This window comes from Serpentinicella sp. ANB-PHB4, assembly GCF_031432315.1.
In the GTDB taxonomy this organism is placed as follows: Bacteria; Bacillota; Clostridia; order Peptostreptococcales; family Natronincolaceae; genus Serpentinicella.
Map to the genome: position 1 here is coordinate 390065 of NZ_JAVKGO010000001.1, position 16315 is coordinate 406379.

The 16315-nt window shown below is 32.5% G+C and carries 18 protein-coding genes and 1 pseudogene; 1 reads left to right on the forward strand and 18 read right to left on the reverse strand.

Features of this window, described 5'->3' with window-relative positions; all coding sequences use genetic code 11:
* Nucleotides 1-10 precede the first annotated feature (10 nt).
* The 8 genes and pseudogenes from fliF to RH915_RS02120 all read right to left on the reverse strand — a co-directional run bounded on the left by fliF (nt 11) and on the right by RH915_RS02120 (nt 8733).
* On the reverse strand, nt 11-1561 hold the full coding sequence (fliF, locus tag RH915_RS02085; protein WP_310477635.1) for a flagellar basal-body MS-ring/collar protein FliF: 1551 nt from the start codon (nt 1559-1561) through the stop codon (nt 11-13).
* Nucleotides 1562-1595: 34 nt separating this feature from the next.
* Nucleotides 1596-1892 (reverse strand): flagellar hook-basal body complex protein FliE, encoded by a 297-nt coding sequence (gene fliE / locus RH915_RS02090; protein WP_310477637.1) that lies wholly within the window; start codon nt 1890-1892, stop codon nt 1596-1598.
* 15 nt (nt 1893-1907) lie between these two features.
* A pseudogene (flgC, locus tag RH915_RS11480) lies at nt 1908-2343 on the reverse strand (flagellar basal body rod protein FlgC).
* A gap of 2 nt (nt 2344-2345) precedes the next feature.
* Complete coding sequence (flgB, locus tag RH915_RS02100) at nt 2346-2747, reverse strand: flagellar basal body rod protein FlgB (RefSeq protein ID WP_310477638.1); 402 nt, start codon at nt 2745-2747, stop codon at nt 2346-2348.
* Between the two features lie 273 nt (nt 2748-3020).
* Nucleotides 3021-3800 carry a GTP-sensing pleiotropic transcriptional regulator CodY gene (codY, locus tag RH915_RS02105; RefSeq protein WP_310477639.1) on the reverse strand — a complete coding sequence of 260 codons (780 nt, stop codon included), beginning with the start codon at nt 3798-3800 and terminating at the stop codon, nt 3021-3023.
* A gap of 154 nt (nt 3801-3954) precedes the next feature.
* On the reverse strand, nt 3955-6027 hold the full coding sequence (topA, locus tag RH915_RS02110; RefSeq protein ID WP_310477640.1) for a type I DNA topoisomerase: 2073 nt from the start codon (nt 6025-6027) through the stop codon (nt 3955-3957).
* 61 nt (nt 6028-6088) lie between these two features.
* On the reverse strand, nt 6089-7183 hold the full coding sequence (gene dprA / locus RH915_RS02115; RefSeq protein ID WP_310477641.1) for a DNA-processing protein DprA: 1095 nt from the start codon (nt 7181-7183) through the stop codon (nt 6089-6091).
* A 5-nt stretch (nt 7184-7188) separates the two neighbouring features.
* On the reverse strand, nt 7189-8733 hold the full coding sequence (locus tag RH915_RS02120) for a YifB family Mg chelatase-like AAA ATPase (RefSeq protein ID WP_310477642.1): 1545 nt from the start codon (nt 8731-8733) through the stop codon (nt 7189-7191).
* Nucleotides 8734-9020: 287 nt separating this feature from the next.
* On the opposite strand from RH915_RS02120, the gene eam reads away from it, so the two are divergent.
* Nucleotides 9021-10292 carry a glutamate 2,3-aminomutase gene (gene eam, locus RH915_RS02125; protein WP_310477643.1) on the forward strand — a complete coding sequence of 424 codons (1272 nt, stop codon included), beginning with the start codon at nt 9021-9023 and terminating at the stop codon, nt 10290-10292.
* A gap of 49 nt (nt 10293-10341) precedes the next feature.
* Here the strand turns inward: eam and RH915_RS02130 are convergent, their stop codons facing one another.
* The 10 genes from RH915_RS02130 to RH915_RS02175 form a co-directional block, all read right to left on the reverse strand.
* A complete protein-coding gene (locus tag RH915_RS02130; protein WP_310477645.1) occupies nt 10342-10689 on the reverse strand; it encodes a YraN family protein in 348 nt (115 codons plus the stop codon).
* Nucleotides 10690-10701: 12 nt separating this feature from the next.
* Nucleotides 10702-11328, reverse strand: coding sequence for a ribonuclease HII (locus tag RH915_RS02135; protein ID WP_310477647.1), 627 nt, complete (start codon nt 11326-11328; stop codon nt 10702-10704).
* Between the two features lie 26 nt (nt 11329-11354).
* Entirely contained in the window at nt 11355-12203 is an 849-nt protein-coding gene (ylqF, locus tag RH915_RS02140) for a ribosome biogenesis GTPase YlqF (protein ID WP_310477648.1), read from the reverse strand.
* Between the two features lie 75 nt (nt 12204-12278).
* Nucleotides 12279-12629 (reverse strand): 50S ribosomal protein L19, encoded by a 351-nt coding sequence (gene rplS, locus RH915_RS02145; RefSeq protein WP_310477649.1) that lies wholly within the window; start codon nt 12627-12629, stop codon nt 12279-12281.
* Between the two features lie 98 nt (nt 12630-12727).
* Complete coding sequence (trmD, locus tag RH915_RS02150; RefSeq protein ID WP_310477651.1) at nt 12728-13465, reverse strand: tRNA (guanosine(37)-N1)-methyltransferase TrmD; 738 nt, start codon at nt 13463-13465, stop codon at nt 12728-12730.
* Nucleotides 13462-13962 carry a ribosome maturation factor RimM gene (gene rimM / locus RH915_RS02155; protein ID WP_310477652.1) on the reverse strand — a complete coding sequence of 167 codons (501 nt, stop codon included), beginning with the start codon at nt 13960-13962 and terminating at the stop codon, nt 13462-13464. Before rimM ends, trmD begins: the two co-directional genes overlap by 4 nt.
* Before the next feature lie 52 nt (nt 13963-14014).
* Nucleotides 14015-14242, reverse strand: a complete 228-nt coding sequence (locus tag RH915_RS02160) for a KH domain-containing protein (RefSeq protein ID WP_310477654.1) — start codon at nt 14240-14242, stop codon at nt 14015-14017.
* A gap of 27 nt (nt 14243-14269) precedes the next feature.
* Complete coding sequence (gene rpsP / locus RH915_RS02165) at nt 14270-14515, reverse strand: 30S ribosomal protein S16 (RefSeq protein ID WP_310477749.1); 246 nt, start codon at nt 14513-14515, stop codon at nt 14270-14272.
* A gap of 37 nt (nt 14516-14552) precedes the next feature.
* Entirely contained in the window at nt 14553-15890 is a 1338-nt protein-coding gene (ffh, locus tag RH915_RS02170; RefSeq protein ID WP_310477655.1) for a signal recognition particle protein, read from the reverse strand.
* An 18-nt stretch (nt 15891-15908) separates the two neighbouring features.
* A complete protein-coding gene (locus RH915_RS02175; RefSeq protein ID WP_310477656.1) occupies nt 15909-16280 on the reverse strand; it encodes a putative DNA-binding protein in 372 nt (123 codons plus the stop codon).
* Nucleotides 16281-16315: the final 35 nt, after the last annotated feature.

The following is a 16315-nucleotide window of genomic DNA, read 5'->3' on the forward strand; positions in this document are numbered from 1 at the left end:
TATTCCACCTCTAATCTTCACTCAGCCAATTTCTTAGAAGTTGAGCTACAGCATCTGGTTTTTTGTTTACAAGTTTTTCTACCTGTTGTTTCACTTCTGAACCTGTAAGCTCTAAATCAATATCTTCAATTACTTGTTTTTGCTCTGGCAATTCTTCATCTATTGATTTAACATTTCTATTACGCTTTGTTATGCTATTAAAACCGAAGTATAGTATACCTAAGACTAATACCGCCAATATTGGTAGTGACCACAATGGAATATTAGAGCCATCAGGCCTACTTAATGTGCTATCAATAGCTTCTTTCCATTGATCTTCTAGGGATGTATTAAATGGTCTTACCCCTAACTCTACTACTCTTGTTTCTAGCCCCGCTGCCGCAGAAATCATGCTTACTAACTCGGATCTTTCTGTATCAGATAAATCTCCTTCTGCTAAAGCATCGGAATTTACATAGACTGCTACAGTAACATCTTGAATTTGTCCTTGAGCTTTTACGATTTTTTGTCTTATTTCATCAATCTCGTAATTAATTGTTTTACTTGCCTCTGAATATACTGACCCATATTCATCCATTTCAATATACTGTGGTATATCATCTGTGTTAGGATCTGTACCAGGCACACCTGCTGCCCCAGCATCTAATACGTTTTGTTCTAAAGATTGCATGCTTCTAACTATACCCTCTGTTTCACCTTCAATAGGCGGTGAAAACTCGGTTATCTCGGTTACTTGACTATCAAAGTCTAAGGTTACATTTGCAGTTACAACAACATTACCATAACCATATACAGTAGCTAAAAATTCGGTAATACTGTTCTCTAGATCATCTTTTACTGTCTGCTGTAGAGAAAATTGTTCATTTGAACCAGGTAATTTATTTGTGCCATTTAAATTAGCATTTAGTACCCGTCCGTCTGTTCCGTGTATTGTAACATTTTCTGGATCTAAACCTGGGACAGCATTAGCTACTAAACGTGTAATTCCATCTACACTTTGTGGATCTATGTTACTCCCACGACCTAGAGACAAGTAAACAGATGCTTTTGCATCCTCATTATCAGACATTATAAAACCAGTTCTTTCAGGTGTAGATAGATTTACAACTGCATTCTCTATGCCTGGTATTTGTTCAATTGTACTCCTTAAGTAGTTTTGTTTTTTAATTCTTGAATCTCTTGCGCGATCTTCGCTTGTCTGCATAAAGGAACTGCCTTCGAACAAGTCCTCTGATATGAAGTCAGTTGATATTCCTTGAGTTGCAACTAAAACTTGTGCTCTTTCTAAATCATTTCTAGGAACCTTTAAAACACTGCTAGTATCCCCAAAACGAACCTTAACATTATTACTCTCTAATATGGATTTAATTTCCCCTGATTCTTGGGGACTTAAGTTGCTGTGTAAGACAACATACCGAGGATTCATAAACACCAGAATCAGTATCGTTAGCGAAACTAATACAAGAATTGTTGAAACTAGCATTTTAATTTTCTGTTTTTTTTCTAAACTTTGGAAATATTCGTTTAGTTGCGTTCTCATTTGTTGCAATGATTCAGGCATTAAGTCACCTCTTTTCAGTTAAATTTCATATTTGCTATATTTGCATTCTCATGATTTCATTATATGCATCCAATACTTTGCTCCTAATTTCTAACATAAAACGCATTGAAATTTCGGCTTTCTCGGAAGCAATCATAGCTTCATGAATATTATCCAACTGACCAGAGGCTATTTTATCAGAATATTCGTTTGCTTGTTGGTCTAATTTATTAACCTGTTGAATTGATTGACTCAGAAATTCTGCAAAAGATGCTCCTTCAACTTTTTTATTAGCTTTAAACAATCCAAGATCATCTTTGTTAATATTTGTTATATTTTGAACTTGATTCATCACTGCTTCCTCCTATTATCTACCTAGCTCTAAAGCTTTCATCGCCATGTTTTTAGTAGAATTTAATGCTGTTACATTTGCTTCATACGCTCTTGTTGCAGTTATCATATTTGTCATTTCTGTTATTGTGTCAACATTTGGCATCAGAACATATCCTTCTTCATTTGCATCTGGATGCCCTGGGTCGTACACATTTTTAAATGGCGATTGGTCCTCTTTTATTCCTGATACTTCTACGCCTTTTGCATGTTTTTTTTGACGCATCTTTTAAGAAGTTAGAAAACGGTTGTTGTTCAGCAGCGTTAAATACAACAACCTGTCGTCTATAAGGACTTCCATTAGCTGTTCTTGTTGTGTTTGCATTTGCAATGTTTTTAGATATAACATCCATTCTTAACCTTTCAGCACTTAAACCTGATGCACTTGAATTTATAGAATTAAAAATACCCATTATTATCTCTTCCCTTCTGTGATGACTAATTTTACATTCTGTATTCGGTTGTTAAGATGTGTAGACATCGTATTATAATACAACTCATTCTTAGCTAGTTCCGCCATTTCCACATCAATATCAACGTTGTTTTTGTCTCTTCGGGTACTGTACTTATCTGATGTATGTATCCTGTAATCCTGCTTATTAATATTAAAAGGAATATGATTTTTATTTGTTATCTTTCCAGTCAAAGGTGCTTTACCCAGCTTATTTTTTAAAACATCCCCAAATTCAACATCCATACGTTTATAATTTGGCGTATTTGCATTCGCTATATTGTTTGATATTACTTCATTGCGTTTCCATGAAGCGTTCAATGCTCCTGTCATTTGGTTTATATCATTATATATATTCTTTAACATAGAGTACTAACCTCCTTCTGTTAAAATTTTAGTATTATTTTACAAAAAATATCTGACAAAATATAATTCTATATTTATCTTAATAAACCTTTTTTAAAAGACATTTTTTTTAAAATTATAGTGAACTATTTTATTTCATTCGATTTTATATGATAAATTTCCTTTTTTCCAAATACATTATACATCATTTAGGTCCTAAGTACTAGTCCATATAACAGATTATGTCGACCAATTATTGCATAAAAAAAGAAGCCTGTTATTCGGCTCCTTTTATTAACGTTTAAGTTTACTTAACTCATTTAACAGATATTTATTCAAAACCCTTATATGAGTACCTTTCATCCCTAGTGATCTTGATTCTATTACACCAGCACTTTCGAACTTTCTTAAAGCATTTACAATTACTGATCTGGTTATCCCAACGCGATCTGCTATTTTACTTGCTACAAGAAGTCCTTCATCCCCATCTAACTCATTGAATATATGCTCTACTGCTTCTAATTCAGAATATGATAACGTACCTATAGCCATCTGTACGACTGCTTTCTTTCTAGCTTCTTCTTCAATTTCTTCTGTTTGTGCTCTTAAGATTTCTAGACCAACAACCGTTGCACTGTATTCAGCCATTACTAGGTCTTCGTCTGTAAACTCACCTGTATGACGAGCCAAAACTAAAGTTCCTAATCGCTTCCCACTGCCATTTATAGGTACTATTGTAACTAATTTATTGTAGCTATCAGTGTCATACTTGAAAATTTTAAGTAATTCATCCTGAGTAATATTTGATTTTGTTTCAGAGATGTACAGTAATTGTTCATTATATTCATCAGGAAATCTTTTATTTCCCATTTTTTCATCTGTAATAATCGGACAATCTGATGAGTCAGTTAAACTCACCCCTAGTACTTTGCCTCTTGCACTTGATACATATGCGTTAGCATCTAATATCCTACTTAATATTCTACATAGCTCGTTAAAGGATATAACATGATCTGGTGATTGTTGTAATATTTTATTAATTCGTCGTGTTTTTTCTAATAACGTAGTTGACAAAATGCTTCCTCCTTTGTAGTGACAGATTTAAGCTCATCTATAGCTTCTTCTCTGTTTATATTTTTATACCTTTATAGTATGTATAAACATTTTAAGAGAGATGGGTTATTCTCATTCACTGTCCTATTCCCAATCAATTATAGCTAAGAATGTATTATTTTTCAATCACTTTTTCATATTTACATTCTTTATTTGTACACATTATTTTTTCACTTTTTTTATTGACTTTATGGACTAATATACTAGCGCATTGTGGGCAATTCTCATTTATCGGTTTCCCCCATGATACAAATCTACATTTAGGAAACTCACTACAGCCATAGAATAGCCTTCCTTTCTTGGATCTTCTCTCAACAATTTCACCATTTTCACAATCCGGACACGCTACCCCTATTTTATTTAATATAGGTTTTGTATGTGTACACTCTGGATAATTTGAACATGCCATGAACTTTCCAAATCTACCATGCTTAATGAGCATTTTATTACCACACTTCGTACAATCTTCATCAGTTTCCTCGACCATGTCAATTTCTTCCATATTTTCTTCAGCTTTTTTTAGCATATCTTCAAAAGGTATATAAAATTCCTTAATTATTCTTTTCCAATCACCTTTTCCTTCTTCGACTTTATCTAGATTTCTTTCTAGTTCCGCAGTGAAGTTCACATCAATAACTTGTGAAAAATATGCATCTAAAATTTCTGTTACTAATATTCCTAACTCTGTTGGCTTTAGTCCTTTACCTTCTTTTTCTACATAGCCTCTAGATAATATGGTTGTTATAGTTGGAGAATAGGTACTGGGCCTTCCTATTCCAAGTTCTTCCATGGATTTTACGAGAGATGCCTCTGTATATCTGGAAGGAGGTTGTGTAAAATGTTGTTTTGTTTCTGTGCTTTCCTTCTCAACCAATTCGCCTTCTTTTAGCTTAGGCAAGGTAGTATCGCTGGATAAACTTGCATATGAATATACTTCTAAAAATCCTCTGAACTTCAATCTTGAACCATTTGATTTGAAAATTACTCCATTTGATTCTAGTTCTACTGACACGGTATCATAGACACTTGGTGCCATCTGACTTGCTACAGTCCTTTCCCAGATCATCTTATAAAGTTTATGTTGATCCCTATTGAGTGATTCTTTCATATCATCCGGTTTTTTAAAAACATCTGTTGGTCGTATTGCTTCATGTGCATCCTGAACTTTCTTACCTGACTTCTTTACGCTAGCTTTTTGAGTTTTTTTAAGATATTCTTTACCATATTGTTTTTCAATGTGTTCATTAATCAATTTTGTCGATTCTTCGGAAATTCTTACTGAGTCAGTTCGAATATATGTAATTAAACCAACAGTTCCCGCTCCTTTGATATCTATTCCTTCGTATAATTGTTGTGCAAGGGACATCGTTTTTTTTGTAGAAAAGCCAAGTTTATTTGATGCCTCTTGCTGCAGGGTACTTGTTGTAAACGGTAAGTATGGCTGGCGTTTTTTTTCAGTTTCTTTAATGCTTTGTACTATTATTTCTGAATCTTTAATAGTATTTATTATTTTTTGTACTTCTTGTTCAGTATTTATCTCTTTTTTTCCATCTGAATCACTATAAAAGTTTGCTTCAAAATTTAATTTATTCGCTTTTAGTTTTAGTATTAAACTCCAATACTCTTGTGGAATAAAGTTTTCTATCTCCTCTTCTTTTAATTTTATCAATTTTGTAGCAACAGATTGAACCCGACCAGCACTAAGTCCCCGACGCATTTTTTGCCAAAGTAGTGGACTAATTTTATAACCAACCAATCTGTCTAAAACTCTTCTTGCTTGTTGAGCATCAACTAGATTCATGTTTATTTTTCTAGGGTTTTTTACTGCGTTTTTAATTGCAGTTTTTGTTATTTCATTAAATTCAATTCTACACTCTGTTTCATCATCAATATTCAATGCATTTGATAAATGCCATGAAATTGCTTCTCCTTCTCTGTCAGGGTCAGTTGCGAGTAGTATTTTTTTTGCCTTTTTAGCTTCGGCTTTTATTTCTTTTAAAACAGTACCCTTCCCTCTAATCGTAATATATTTAGGATTAAAGTTATCATCTATATCAACACCTAATTTACTTTTTGGAAGATCAATTACATGACCGACTGAAGCTTTTACGGTGTAATTATTACCGAGAAATTTCTTTATTGTTTTCGCCTTTGCGGGCGACTCTACTATAACTAAAGATTTTGGCACTTATTGTCACCTCCATATAGGTATTGTTGCAAGTAAAAAGCACAAGGCTCATTATAACAATTTATTTCACTGCTGTAAACACCTTGCCAGGCAGTTGAGAAATATAGCCTTTAAGTTGTAATATAGTCAATAAGGTATTTAATTCTGAAATGTTCATCTCGGTTTCGTAACAAAGCATGTCAATATGTATTGGTTTACTTTTAATTGTATTCAATACATTTAACTCCAAAGGACTTAAATCTACTTTATCTTTGGATGTTTTGTTATTTCTTAAATCATACTTAATACTTAATTCTTCCGTTATATCTTCTGCACTCAATAATATTTTTGCTCCGTCTTTTATTAACTTATTTGTTCCTTCACTACTTGTATTATTGATATTTCCAGGTAACGCATAAATCTCCTTTCCCTGCTCTAGACCAAATTCTGCTGTAATGAGTGATCCGCTTTTTTTCGCTGCTTCTATTATAACAATACCATCCGACAATCCACTTATTATACGATTTCTTGCCGGAAAATGATGTTTTAAAGGTAAAGTTCCTGGTGGATACTCTGTTAACACAACACCAGATTTTAAAACTCTATTCATAAGACCCTTGTTAGATGCCGGATAACATTGGTCTATACCACATCCTAAAACTGCTACGGTAAACCCTTCACCATCCAAACAGCCTCTATGTGCAGATGCATCTATACCTGAAGCTAGTCCACTTGCTACAATAATATCTAACTCAGCTAACTCTTTGGCAAATTTATACGCTGCCCAATTGCCATAAGGCGTGGCTTTCCGAGATCCTACTATTGAAATTAAAGGTTTGTCGTACTTATATTTTTCTCCCTTAATATAAATTACATACGGGGGATCATCTATCTGCTTTAATTTTTCAGGGTACCCTTCATCTAATATAGTTATTGTTTTAAAATCTTTATTAGTTATACTTTCTATAATGTTGTTTAAGTAAGTATTATTTCTATTTTTTTGTATTTTTTGTGCAATTATACTCTGTTTCTTAAAAACTGTATGGATATGTTTGTCATTCGCTTTCCAAAATTCTTGAAGGCTTCCAAAATAAGACTCTATTTGTTGTATTTTAGCAAAATTAATACTCCCTAAGTAATTAAACCATATTAATATATTTCTATCATTAACTAACAATTATATTACCTCCAAAAAAGGCTATTAATACTTCTATATTGCATTGCTTCAAGCATATGTTTACTACTTATTTGTTCACTTTGATCTAAATCGGCTATCGTTCTCGAGACTTTTATTATTCTATTTAATGCTCTAGCACTTAAGTTCATATTATGAAAGAACTCTTTCAATATATTATTTGTCTCTTTATCTAACTTACAGTATGTTTTAATTAGCGCTGGAGACAATTGTGAATTTGAAATAATTTTACTGCTATCATAACGTTTAGCTTGTTTTTGCCTTGCATACTCTACTCTCTCTCTAATCTGCTTAGAACTTTCATTCTCCGTGTTCTTTTTAGTAAGATCACCATATGATACAGCAGTTGTTTCCACAACCAAGTCAATTCTATCAAGAAGAGGACCTGATATTTTTCCTATGTATCGGCTTATTTGACCTGGCGAACATGTGCATTGATGACCGCTATCCGTACCATAAAAACCACAAGGACATGGATTCATTGAACAAACTAACATAAAGTTTGCAGGATAGCTAAATGTTCCATTAGCCCTTGAAATTGTAATTTTCCCATCTTCTAAAGGCTGTCTTAAGACTTCTAGTGTATTTCTATTAAACTCAGGAGTTTCATCTAAAAATAGTACACCATAATTACTTAAAGACACCTCGCCTGGCTTAGGGATTCTTCCTCCACCAGTAATAGATACCATCGAACTTGTATGATGTGGTGATCGAAAAGGCCTCTTTTTTACTAATCCTTGTCCTTCGTCTAAGATGCCCGCTACACTATAAATTTTAGTTATTTCTAAAGCTTCATCAAAGCTTAAGCTGGGTAAAATTGAAGGTAAGCTTTTTGCAGCTAGAGTCTTTCCGGACCCAGGTGGCCCTATCATTAACACATTGTGACTACCTGCTGCAGCAATTTCTAAAGCTCTTTTTAGGTTTTCTTGACCAGATATGTTGCAGAAGTCATCATCATAGTACTGATTAAGTTCACTTTTGGGATCTGCTCCATTACCAATAAAGGTTTTCATTTTTTTGATTCCTTTTATCCCTTCAATAAGCTGTTTTAATGAATCAACGCTAATTATCTCTACTCCATCTAGAATTTTTGCTTCTTCAATGTTTTCTGTAGGTATAACCATTTTTGTGAATCCTCGCTTCTTTGCCTCTAGAAGCATTGGTAAGACACCATAAACCCTCTTTACTTTTCCATCTAAGGATAATTCCCCTAGAACAACTGCTTTTTCAAATTCTTCTTTTAATTCAATTTGTTCATCTGCACTTAATAATGCTAATGCAATTGGTAAATCAAAGTGAGTTCCTTCTTTCTTCACATCAGCAGGAGATAAATTTATTGTAATGCGTTTCATAGGAAAAGAAAAACCACTGTTTATTAAAGCCGCGCGTACTCTCTCTTTTGATTCTTTCACAGCTACATCGGGTAGTCCAACAATATTTAGAGCTGGTAACCCATTTGAAATATCGACCTCAACTTCTATATCAGCAGCTACTAATCCATTTATATAACAAGTCTTAACTTTTGATAACATTTCATCCTCCTAAGTAATATAATTAATCTGTATATTCAAAATATTCTATAGGTAAGCATATTATCCTTTTTTTTATTAAATTTAATGCTAATTTTGTTACTTGACAATGTTCAAGAGCAATAAGTGTGTAAATTGACAACTATATATTATTATGGTAAACTTTTGTATTAACGACGTTCTCATCACTACTTACCCAATTCTAATTACCCTTACCCATATACTTATTAATACTTATTACACTGACAATTCTAAATATTTTTTAGATAACAATAAAAGGAGGAGTATAAATGCATGATGACAAAATCTCAAAAGGACGACAAATCTCTTTGGAACGTGCTAAACAATTAAAATCTAGAATAGACGATTATCTTAAAATTAAAGATTCTATACCAAGTGGTTTATCCTTAGAAAGCAAGAAAAGAATAGGAGATAAGAAAAAGCTAATCCTCGACCTTTTTAATGCTACAGAGGATGACTGGAACAACTGGAAATGGCAGTTAAGCAATCGTATTTCAGACCCTGATACATTAGCTAAAATTATAAAACTAACAGACAAAGAACTTGAGGACATTAAAAATGTAGGGAGTAAATTTAGATGGTCTATATCACCATATTACGCATCTCTAATTGATGACAAAAATAGATATTGTCCAATAAAACTTATGTCTCTTCCTAATATTGTAGAAATTCAAACTGATGAAGGTGATCAGGATCCTATGGGTGAAGAATTTACCAATCCTGCAGGATCTATAACTAGAAGATATCCTGATAGATTAATTATAAATGTAACTAACGAATGTGCAATGTATTGTAGACACTGTCAAAGAAGAAGAAATATAGGGTCACAAGATCTACATAGATCTAAAGAAGTTTTACAAGAGTCAATCGACTATATTAGAGAAAACCCAGAAATTCGCGATGTATTAATCACCGGCGGAGATGCTTTAACGCTTTCTGACGAAATGCTAGATTGGCTACTTGGCGAGTTGCATAGCATACCTTCAGTAGACTATGTTCGTTTAGGAACTAGAACTCTAGTTACTATTCCACAGAGAGTAACTGATAACTTACTTAACATACTTAAGAAGTATCAACCAACATTTGTTAATACTCACTTTAATCATCCTATTGAAATTACAGAAGAATCTAAAGAAGCATGTGATAAGTTAGCTAATATTGGAGTGCCCGTAGGAAACCAGGCTGTACTACTTAATGGTGTAAATAACGATAAATATGTTATGCGATTCCTAAATCATTCTTTATTAAAATGTCGTGTTAGACCGTATTATATATTCCATGCTAAACATGTTATAGGGACTACTCATTTTAATACATCTGTCGATGACGGAATTGAAATTATGGAATATTTAAGGGGTTATACATCCGGTATGGCAATACCAACCTATATCGTTAATGCCCCTGGCGGAAAAGGCAAAACTCCTATTTTACCTCAATATCTAATTTCAAGAGGAAAAGATTCTGTTAAAATTAGAACTTGGGAAGGCGAAGTAATCGATTATCCTAATTATCCAACACAAGATATATCTACTTTGATTTAACCTAACTAAAAAGAACTTAAAGATGCTAATCATCTTTAAGTTCTTTTTACTAAAATGCACTTTCTATATGGTTTATTTGATGACTGGATTGGTTATAATAAACTTCAATAACATCAAATCTATAATTATAACCCTTAGGCTTGTATTCTTGTATGTACCACTGTGCAACCCTTCTTATATTTTCTTGTTTTTTTAGGGTTACAGCTTCTCTAGGTAGACCATACTTATTATTTTTTCTTGTTTTTACTTCCACAAATATTATAACTTTATCTTTTTTTGCAATTATGTCTATTTCACCAATTTTAGTCCTATAATTAGTTTTAGTTACTTTATACTTATTATTAATAAAATACTCTAGCGCAATGGATTCACCAAAATCACCTAGCGTTCTACTCATTTGTTATCTCCTTTAAATTATTTCCTTCTGCAATAATTTTTTTAAAAAGGTTTTACGATGTAGTTCAGTTGGACCATATTTTAGAATTGCTTCATTGTGTTGCTTTGTTCCATACCCTTTATGCTGTTTAATTCCATAGTTTGGATACTGATTATCCCAATCAATACACATTCTATCACGTATTACCTTTGCAACAATCGAAGCAGCAGCTATACCATGAGATACATTATCACCTTTTGGTATTGATTTTTGTGGTATATCTAAATCAATAGTTTCAGCATCTATTAATATGTAATCAGGAACAAGATGCTTTTCATTAAAATCCTTTAAACTTAATACTGCTTTTTTCATAGCTACTTTTGTAGCATTCTTAATATTAATTTGGTCAATAAGATTTGAAGATGAAAGACCAACACCTATTGCAATAGCATTCTTTTTTATTTCCTCGTAGAGTAATTCTCTTTTTTTAGGTGATAACTTTTTAGAATCTTTTACACCTTCTATTACTAGTCCCTCTGGTAATATTACAGTTGCAGCTAACACAGGTCCAAAAAGGCAACCTCTCCCTACTTCATCACAAAAAGCTATATTCTTAAATCCTTTATTCCAAAGTCTTTGTTCATATTCTAAAATATCCACTGTTTCCCCCCTAATTTTTACACTGATCAATTAAATAAAGGCTCTTCTAGGGTTATGCTACCGATTTTACCACTTCTAAATTCATCAAGTATCATGTTTGATACCCTTGTGTAATCAATCTCTCCGCCACTTATTATACATCCTCTAGCACGAGCAATATAGTCGATAATTTCTATTGGAGTATCTAAGTCTACAACATTGTACCTATGAATCAGTTTGCTTTTGTTTGATATTAACAATTTCTCAATTAATTTATATGCTAGTGTCTCTGTATCCATTATTTCATCTTTTATCGCACCAGTAAATGCTAAATTTAAAGCAACATTCTCGTCTTCAAATTTAGGCCATAATATACCCGGAGTATCAAGTAATTCCATATTTCCTTTTAATCTTATCCATTGTTTTCCTTTTGTTACACCAGGTCTATCGCCAGTTTTTGCACTTTTTTTACCAGCTAATTTATTAATTAACGTTGACTTTCCTACATTCGGTATGCCAACTATCATTAAACGAATAGGCCTTTTAATTATTCCCTTTTTCTTTAGATTTTTCATTTTTTCTTCAGTTACATTATGGCATTCTAAAACAATATCTTTAACGCCCTGTCCGGTCAAAGTATTAACCGGTATAGCCTTTATATTATTTTCTTTATAATTCTTTACCCATTTATCTGTAAGGATTTTGTCCGCTAGATCTATTTTATTTAACACTACTACTTTTGGTTTATTAGTAATTATATTATCTATGATTGGATTTTTACTACTCACAGGAATACGACCATCAACTAATTCTATAACTGCATCTACAAGCTTTAGCTGCTCCTTTAATAGTTCTTTTGTTTTTTTCATGTGCCCTGGATACCAATTTATATTCATTTACAATTCCTCCCTTCTTTTTAAATTATATATTATAATGTACAATTAAAGGGACTGTTAAACAGTCCCTTTTTGTTATACAAATTTTTTCTCTTTAATTTTGAATGCTGCTTTTCCGATTCTATCACGTAAGTAGAATAATTTAGCTCTTCTTACTTGACCTCTTCTTACTACATCAATTTTGTCTATCTTAGGTGAGTGTAAAGGAAATGTTCTTTCTACTCCTACTCCGTAAGATATTCTTCTTACAGTAAAGGTTTCAGCTACTCCTCCACCTTGTTTTTTAATAACAATACCTTCAAACATTTGGATTCTTTCTCTTGTACCTTCTTTTACTTTTACGTGTACTTTAATAGTATCACCAGTATTAAATTTAGCTGCATCGCTTTTCATTTGTTGCTTTTCAATAGCAGATATAATATCCATAAGTGTCCCTCCTTCCTTCTTAGACGTTCATATGCACTCATAGAGGACCGCCCATAATCCTTTGTAATTATAACACACAAATATCTGTACTTCAAGGGTCAATCTAAATATTTTTTTATCTCTTCGATTTGTTTTTGATCTTCTTTGCTTAATCGTAATTTCCTAATCAAATCTGGTCTTCTTTTAAGAGTAACCTTGAGAGATTCATGTTTGCGCCAATATTCAATTTCTTTATGATTACCAGATAGCAATACTTTAGGGACTGAAATATCATTAAATGTTTTCGGTCTTGTATATTGTGGGTACTCTAGCAAACCTGAATAAAATGTTTCATCTTTAAAACTTTGGCTTTTTCCAAGCACACCTGGCAAAAGCCTAGTAATAGAGTCAATCATAACCGCAGCAGGTAATTCACCACCTGTTAGTACATAATCACCAATAGAAATTTCATCAGTAACAAGATGGTCAATCACTCTTTGGTCTATTCCTTCGTAGTGACCACAAAGAATAACTAAGTTCTCTTCTTTTGAAAAATCAATAGCTAACTTTTGATTAAAAGTTTTTCCTTTAGGGGACATATATATGGTTCTAACATTATTATTTAAGTGTTTAGTTGCATTTTTATAAGCATCAAAAAATGGCTGCGGAGTCATAACCATACCTGCACCTCCACCATATGGGTAATCATCCACTTTTTTGTGTTTATTACTAGCAAAATCTCTAATGTTGAGATATTCTATATTAATGATTTTATTATTTTGCGCTCTTTTTATAATACTTGCATCCATAAAGCCTTTAAACATTTCTGGGAATAAGGTTAATACTTTTATATTCATTCAATCATTCCTTCAATGGGCTTGACAATTATCTTCCCTTCTTCAAGTAAGATTTCCGGAACAAATTCATTAACGAAAGGAATCAAAATTTCTTTATTATTTTCGTCTTTTATAATGTACACCTCATTTGGTCCTGCTTTGATTATATCCACAACTTTACCTAAGTATTCATTAGCTACTGTAAAAGCATCTAAACCAATGATGTCTGATATATAATATGTATCTTCTGGTAAATTCCTTCTTTGTGTATGATCAATTAGCATATACTTTCCCTTAAACTGTTCAACTTCATTTATATGGTTATATCCTTTAAAAGAGAGTAATATATCCTTATGTCTATATTTAATTTTTTCTATATAGAACTTTTCAGAATAACCATCGATATTTATCCACTCTAATTCTTCAAATCGCTCATCATAATCTGACAGAGAAATTACTTTCAGCTCACCCTTTAGCCCATGAGTGTTCAATATTTTTCCAACTTTAAGCATCTTCATATGGTACACCTACTTATTTAATAATAACTAAGGATTAGGTAAACCTAATCCTTTATATAATCTCAACGATTACTCTTTTATTCTCTTTTGTTGCTGCAGATTTTACGACTGTTCTTATCGCTTTTGCAATTCTACCTTGTTTGCCTATTACTTTTCCCATATCTTCAGGAGCTACTTTTAACTCGACTATAGTTGACTGATTTCCTTCTACTTCATTAACAGACACTTGATCGGGGAAATCAACTAAAGCTTTCGCGATAACTTCTACTAAATCACCCATAATCATACCTCCTAAACGAAACATTTATTATTCTATAATTCCATTTTTCTTGAATAAATCTTTAACTGTTTCTGTAGGCTGTGCTCCATTGTTTAACCATTTAGAAGCTTTATCATTATCAATTCTTACTTCTTTCGGTTGAGATACTGGATTGTAGAAACCTATTTCTTCTATAAATCTTCCATCTCTAGGTGAACGAGCATCTGCTACAACAATTCTATAAAAAGGTTTGCTTTTAGAACCCATTCTTTTTAGTCTGATTTTAACCATTATTTACTCACCTCCTTCTAAATTATATGTTCAATTATTCCTAAAAAGGTAGTTTGAATTTACCGCCTTTTTTACCCATCTTATCCATATCTGTAAATTGTTTCATCATTTTTTTTGTCTGTTCAAACTGTTTAATCAGCCGATTAACCTTTTGCACACTTGTTCCACTTCCAATAGCTATACGCTTTCTTCTACTTCCATTGATAATAGATGGATTTTGTCGTTCCTCTTTTGTCATGGACTGAATAATTGCTTCAATATGAATTAGTTCCTTTTCATCAACTTGTAGATTTTTTAATTGTTTTCCACCTGCACCAGGAATCATATCCAGTATTTGACTTATCGGTCCCATATTCTTCATTTGTTCTAATTGCTCCAAAAAGTCTTCGAACGTAAATTGTTGTTTTCTAATTTTAGATTCAAGTTCTCTAGCTTTTTCTGCATCGTAATTGGCCTGAGCTTTTTCAATTAAACTTAGAACATCACCCATACCTAATATTCTCGATGCCATGCGATCAGGGTGAAAAGGTTCTAAGTCTGTTAGTTTTTCACCCATTCCAACAAATTTTATTGGTTTTTGAGCTACTGATCTGACAGACAATGCTGCTCCACCTCGAGTATCACCATCTAGCTTTGTTAAAATAACTCCATCTATACCTAAACTATCGTTAAAGTGTTGGGCAACATTAACTGCATCTTGCCCAGTCATTGAATCAACAACCAAAAGAATTTCATGTGGTTTTGTATTTCTTTTTACATTTTGTAATTCACCCATAAGCTCTTCATCAATATGAAGACGGCCTGCTGTATCGATAAGAATTACATCATTGCCTTGATTATCTCCAAACTCAATTCCAGCCTTTGCTATATCAACTGGACTTTGTTTATCTCCCATTGTGAAAACAGGGACATCAACTTGCCCTCCTACTACTTGTAATTGCTTTATTGCTGCCGGACGGTATATATCACCAGCAACTAACAAAGGCTTTTTACCTTGTTTTTTTAACAAACTGGCAAGCTTCCCACATGTGGTGGTTTTACCCGCACCTTGAAGTCCTACTAACATAATAACCGTTGGAGGCTTAGATGCAAAAGTAATCTTGCTTTCTGTTTTTCCCATCAAATCTGTTAATTCATCGTTAACAATTTTGACCACTTGTTGTCCTGGGGTTAAACTTTCAAGCACATCACTTCCGACTGCGCGCTCTTTTACTTTTCGCACAAAGTCTTTAACTACTTTAAAGTTAACATCAGCTTCAAGTAAGGCTAACTTTACCTCTCTCATGGCTTCTGATACATCTTTTTCTGTAAGTTTGCCTTTGCTTTTTAATTTTTTAAATGTGTTTTGTAGCTTTTCTGCTAATCCCTCAAATACCATTATAACCACCTCGGGGTTTTAATTGTAATCTAACAATGTTTCAAATAGTTTTTTAATTTCTTGAAATTCTTTTTTTGTATTTGGATCGTTTATACGTTCACTAACATCTTTTTCTAAATTTATAACCTTGTTAAATATATTCTCTATTGCTTTATTTTTTTTCTGGAATCTTTCAAAGAGTTTGAGTTTTTTTTCATATTCAAATAATATTTTCTCGGTTCTCTTTATATTATCGTAAACTGCTTGTCTAGATATATTTAATTCCTCTGCAATTTCTGATAATGATAAATCCTCATTATAATAATAAAACATAACTTCTTGTTGTTTTTGTGTTAATAGCTGACTATAAAAATCAAATATAAGCCCTACTTCAACTTTCTTCTCTATCATCATAACACATCCCAAAATGCATGTAAAGTAAATTA

What these genes read in the sequence shown, in the direction of transcription:
- fliF (WP_310477635.1), bottom strand. Translation starts at nt 1,561, where the DNA reads ATGCCTGAATCATTGCAACAAATGAGAACGCAACTAAACGAATATTTC.
- fliE (WP_310477637.1), bottom strand. Translation starts at nt 1,892, where the DNA reads ATGAATCAAGTTCAAAATATAACAAATATTAACAAAGATGATCTTGGA.
- flgB (WP_310477638.1), bottom strand. Translation starts at nt 2,747, where the DNA reads ATGTTAAAGAATATATATAATGATATAAACCAAATGACAGGAGCATTG.
- RH915_RS02120 (WP_310477642.1), bottom strand. Translation starts at nt 8,733, where the DNA reads ATGTTATCAAAAGTTAAGACTTGTTATATAAATGGATTAGTAGCTGCT.
- eam (WP_310477643.1), top strand. Translation starts at nt 9,021, where the DNA reads ATGCATGATGACAAAATCTCAAAAGGACGACAAATCTCTTTGGAACGT.
- RH915_RS02130 (WP_310477645.1), bottom strand. Translation starts at nt 10,689, where the DNA reads ATGAGTAGAACGCTAGGTGATTTTGGTGAATCCATTGCGCTAGAGTAT.
- ylqF (WP_310477648.1), bottom strand. Translation starts at nt 12,203, where the DNA reads ATGAATATAAATTGGTATCCAGGGCACATGAAAAAAACAAAAGAACTA.
- rplS (WP_310477649.1), bottom strand. Translation starts at nt 12,629, where the DNA reads ATGGATATTATATCTGCTATTGAAAAGCAACAAATGAAAAGCGATGCA.
- trmD (WP_310477651.1), bottom strand. Translation starts at nt 13,465, where the DNA reads ATGAATATAAAAGTATTAACCTTATTCCCAGAAATGTTTAAAGGCTTT.
- rimM (WP_310477652.1), bottom strand. Translation starts at nt 13,962, where the DNA reads ATGAAGATGCTTAAAGTTGGAAAAATATTGAACACTCATGGGCTAAAG.
- RH915_RS02160 (WP_310477654.1), bottom strand. Translation starts at nt 14,242, where the DNA reads ATGGGTGATTTAGTAGAAGTTATCGCGAAAGCTTTAGTTGATTTCCCC.
- ffh (WP_310477655.1), bottom strand. Translation starts at nt 15,890, where the DNA reads ATGGTATTTGAGGGATTAGCAGAAAAGCTACAAAACACATTTAAAAAA.
- RH915_RS02175 (WP_310477656.1), bottom strand. Translation starts at nt 16,280, where the DNA reads ATGATAGAGAAGAAAGTTGAAGTAGGGCTTATATTTGATTTTTATAGT.